Source organism: Paenibacillus sp. cl6col, assembly GCF_900102125.1.
In the GTDB taxonomy this organism is placed as follows: domain Bacteria; phylum Bacillota; class Bacilli; order Paenibacillales; family Paenibacillaceae; genus Paenibacillus_B; species Paenibacillus_B suaedae.
In genome coordinates this window covers 1-3,306 of record NZ_FNAZ01000026.1, presented here as the reverse complement: position 1 = coordinate 3,306, position 3,306 = coordinate 1, and the positions used below count along the sequence as shown (strand labels likewise).

The window sequence follows — 3,306 nt, the reverse complement described above, 5'->3', positions numbered from 1 at the left end:
ACAACATGGACGCTTAGCTCAGCTGGGAGAGCATCTGCCTTACAAGCAGAGGGTCGGCGGTTCGATCCCGTCAGCGTCCACCATAATATGCCGGTGTAGCTCAGTTGGTAGAGCGGCTGACTTGTAATCAGTAGGTCGAGGGTTCGACTCCTTTCGCCGGCACCATTGTTACCTTATTGGGGATTAGCCAAGCGGTAAGGCAACGGACTTTGACTCCGTCACGCATAGGTTCGAATCCTATATCCCCAGCCATTGTAAGAGCCATTAGCTCAGTTGGTAGAGCACCTGACTTTTAATCAGGGTGTCGAAGGTTCGAGTCCTTCATGGCTCACCAGTTAAATATGTGCGCGTATGGCGGAATTGGCAGACGCACTAGACTTAGGATCTAGCGCCTTTGGCGTGGGGGTTCAAGTCCCTCTACGCGCACCATATCATTAAACCCTTGTCGGACAAGGGTTTTTTGCTGTTTATAGATAGTAAGGAGCGTAAGGCTCCTTGTTTTTGTTAACGGACTTGTTAACGGAAAGCTAGATATCCACAGGATCATTGCTTTTATTCATCGAGTTTATAGCCTCAGAATATTTCGCCATGAGGTTCTTTTTCTTTTCATCTCTCATGTGTGTATAGATGTCTCCTGTAATTGCTACACTAGAATGACCTAATACCTCTTGTATGTCGTCAAAACCAAGCTCCCACAAGTTAGTTGTAAATGAATGCCGCAAGTCATGGAACCGAATGTATGGCAATCCTCTTTTATTGATTATCTTTTCGTAATCATGTCGCAATTGAGATGGGCGTATTGGCTCTCCGTCTAGGTGGCAATTAATCAAGCCCCATAGTTTCTGATACGCTTCGTTCTTTTGTGCGTTGGTATGATTCTGCTCGATCTTCTCTTTCAGCTTTTCAAGTATACCTATCTATGATAGGTGTGCGCCTTTCGGACTTCTTTGTTTTTGGTGCCTGAACAATGAAGCCGAATTCTTTATGATACGTGAGTGACTGCGTAGCGTCGATGTATTTGCCTTCATAAGAGAAATCGCTCACCTGGACACCTAGAACCTCACCACGCCGAATTCCTGTGTTTATGGTCGTTAAATAGGCCGTGTAGAAGCGACTCACAGATGCTGCCTTAAGAAATGTCAGACACTGCCCCAGCGTCCACGTGAGAGTTCCTTTTTGGCAAACGTGGTGATCAAGCTTCTTCATAATGTCGATGGGAATTAGCTTCTATTTTGCTGGCCCAGAAGGTATTACGTGTCGATATAGCGGATGTGAAGTGGAGTGGGATATCGGACGGAAAGAGTACCGCTTCCACAATGACTACACAGACAAAAGGGATCGGAAGGTACTCGCAACGAAGCAGAGAGATGCATTGGATGCCAACAAGAATGTAGTGTACCTGGTAGGTGGGGAGCACGCGACATTAGGATCGATGGAGACGCTAGTGAAGTAGATGCTATTGATCACCAAAATGCAGACAATAAGATTGAGAGCTATTCATTCTATTTATCTGGAATCAAATTTGCTTATTTGTAGTGATAATTGATGGATGTGATATGCTGCACGATAAGATATAAAATATTTTCGTTTATTCCGGTATGTGAGCAACGCGAAGATAAACACATCCCGAGTATCATCACTTCCGAAAACGAAAATGTCATAAGCACCAAAGTATTATCTTAGTGCTTAGATTAAGCCAGGGCTTCTTTTTAAGCAATACATGCCTCCTGCGTACGTTCTTTAGTTTGTGATTGTAGCCCAAGCGAAGGATGGGGAGCGTCCTTTTGTTGAACTGTCGGGCAGGATAGTGGTGTTGTAACATAACATGGATAATGCTGTTTAAAGATAAGAGGAGAGAGAGATATGCAAAGAGAGGTAATGAAAGATTTAAGATAATTTTGTGGATTGACAGGGAATGTTACTTTAACCCATTTTGGAGTAGTTTGTCTGGCGGCAATATGAGGCCGGCACCAAAGAAGTAAAGCCCCGGGTTAGTCCGAGGCTTTATTATGATCATTTGCTTAAATGCTTCTAGTATTGTTTTGCCTTAACTTGGATGTCCATATTATGGCCGTCTTTATTATTAATGAATACTTTCCATTTCTCAGAGATAAAGCCACCAAAGACTTTAATTGTTTCTGTTTTTTGTTGGCCTGAAGATATTGGAATGTCTACCGCATAGTTTTTTCCATCGCGTACTAACGTCATGTACACTGTTCCTGGGCCGTCATTCTTAACATGAACGTCTAAGCTCTTTCCGGCATGGATGTTTGCATGAAATGAGCTCTGGAAGGAATGGTACCCAACGTGACTAACATCAAAAAGTGAAATTTCTCTTGAATCTGTTGAGGTTTCTGATTGAGTTGGTGCAATTCTAGTTGAGTCAGGCGCAGCAGAAGCGAATCCAGTAAATGTTGATAACATTAGCACTGTTGAAATGATGACTAACGATTTTTTCATAGTAACCTCCTTGGAAATGTATATTAATGTTATACATTTCCAATATACCACATATAACCATTAGCTTGTGCTGTAGATGAGTCCTATCTGTGACAAAGACCCGAACTATTCGAGGCTTTACTTGTACACACTAATTAGGTATATGTTTTATAAATAAAGTTCCACCTTTGATGGGACAATTCATTTTAGATGAAGCGATTGATTCATTATTCAAATTAGCCTTTTACCGTTTTGCTGTTTAAATTAGGTAACTACGTGTTCTTGTAGGTCTCAATATTGTGTTGGAGAATAGAAGGAATTAATCTTAGGGAGAAGCTTAGAAGCCTGTAATAGCCCTTTTAAACCCTTAAAGAGGGGATTTGGATACGTAAAGCGTCTCAAACCCATCTAGAGCAAATAAGGGGGCGTACGACTGGAATAACGATTGCATTCCACTATGGCGACCTGAAGAAATGCTCTGAGGGGCGGGGGAACGTAGAGAACCGTTGGAGCTTGTGGGCGATAATAGCGGTTAAGCATTGTGATGAGGTGTCCTAGAACAGGCACCTTGAAGTCTCCAGTGGCTCAACAGCAAGGTTTTTCAGCTATTTATTATTTTTTTTGAAATAGGGGTTGCATTACTTAATACCTTATGATATATTATTACTTGTCGCTTCTGATATATCGTTTTGAACGACAAATTGCGGACATAGCTCAGTGGTAGAGTATCGCCTTGCCAAGGCGAGGGTCGCGAGTTCGAATCTCGTTGTCCGCTCCATATAATTTGCGCCCTTAGCTCAGCTGGATAGAGCGTTTGACTACGAATCAAAAGGCCGGGAGTTCGAATCTCTCAGGGCGCGCCATTTT

General features: G+C 42.6%; 3 protein-coding genes and 7 tRNA genes. 8 read left to right on the top strand and 2 right to left on the bottom strand.

What is annotated here, in order from left to right:
* Nucleotides 1-7: 7 nt before the first annotated feature.
* The 5 genes from BLS15_RS28370 (at nt 8) to BLS15_RS28350 (ending at nt 429) form a co-directional block, all read left to right on the top strand.
* Nucleotides 8-83, top strand: a tRNA-Val gene (locus tag BLS15_RS28370).
* A 6-nt stretch (nt 84-89) separates the two neighbouring features.
* Nucleotides 90-165: transfer RNA gene (locus tag BLS15_RS28365), tRNA-Thr, on the top strand.
* Nucleotides 166-177: 12 nt separating this feature from the next.
* Nucleotides 178-252, top strand: a tRNA-Gln gene (locus tag BLS15_RS28360).
* 6 nt (nt 253-258) lie between these two features.
* Nucleotides 259-334 (top strand) — tRNA-Lys (locus tag BLS15_RS28355).
* A gap of 11 nt (nt 335-345) precedes the next feature.
* Nucleotides 346-429 (top strand) — tRNA-Leu (locus BLS15_RS28350).
* Nucleotides 430-527: 98 nt separating this feature from the next.
* Here the strand turns inward: BLS15_RS28350 and BLS15_RS30145 are convergent.
* Nucleotides 528-899, bottom strand: coding sequence for a tyrosine-type recombinase/integrase (locus BLS15_RS30145; protein ID WP_368087142.1), 372 nt, complete (start codon nt 897-899; stop codon nt 528-530).
* Nucleotides 900-1,207: 308 nt separating this feature from the next.
* Here BLS15_RS30145 and BLS15_RS28335 point away from each other — a divergent pair, with 308 nt between their 5' ends.
* Nucleotides 1,208-1,453, top strand: coding sequence for a hypothetical protein (locus tag BLS15_RS28335; RefSeq protein ID WP_021255707.1), 246 nt, complete (start codon nt 1,208-1,210; stop codon nt 1,451-1,453).
* 578 nt (nt 1,454-2,031) lie between these two features.
* Here BLS15_RS28335 and BLS15_RS28330 read toward each other — a convergent pair.
* Nucleotides 2,032-2,460, bottom strand: coding sequence for a hypothetical protein (locus BLS15_RS28330; protein ID WP_090514918.1), 429 nt, complete (start codon nt 2,458-2,460; stop codon nt 2,032-2,034).
* 682 nt (nt 2,461-3,142) lie between these two features.
* On the opposite strand from BLS15_RS28330, the gene BLS15_RS28325 reads away from it, so the two are divergent.
* Nucleotides 3,143-3,217 (top strand) — tRNA-Gly (locus tag BLS15_RS28325).
* Between the two features lie 8 nt (nt 3,218-3,225).
* Nucleotides 3,226-3,302 (top strand) — tRNA-Arg (locus BLS15_RS28320).
* Nucleotides 3,303-3,306: the final 4 nt, after the last annotated feature.

What these genes read in the sequence shown, in the direction of transcription:
- BLS15_RS28335 (WP_021255707.1), top strand. Translation starts at nt 1,208, where the DNA reads ATGTCGATGGGAATTAGCTTCTATTTTGCTGGCCCAGAAGGTATTACG.
- BLS15_RS28330 (WP_090514918.1), bottom strand. Translation starts at nt 2,460, where the DNA reads ATGAAAAAATCGTTAGTCATCATTTCAACAGTGCTAATGTTATCAACA.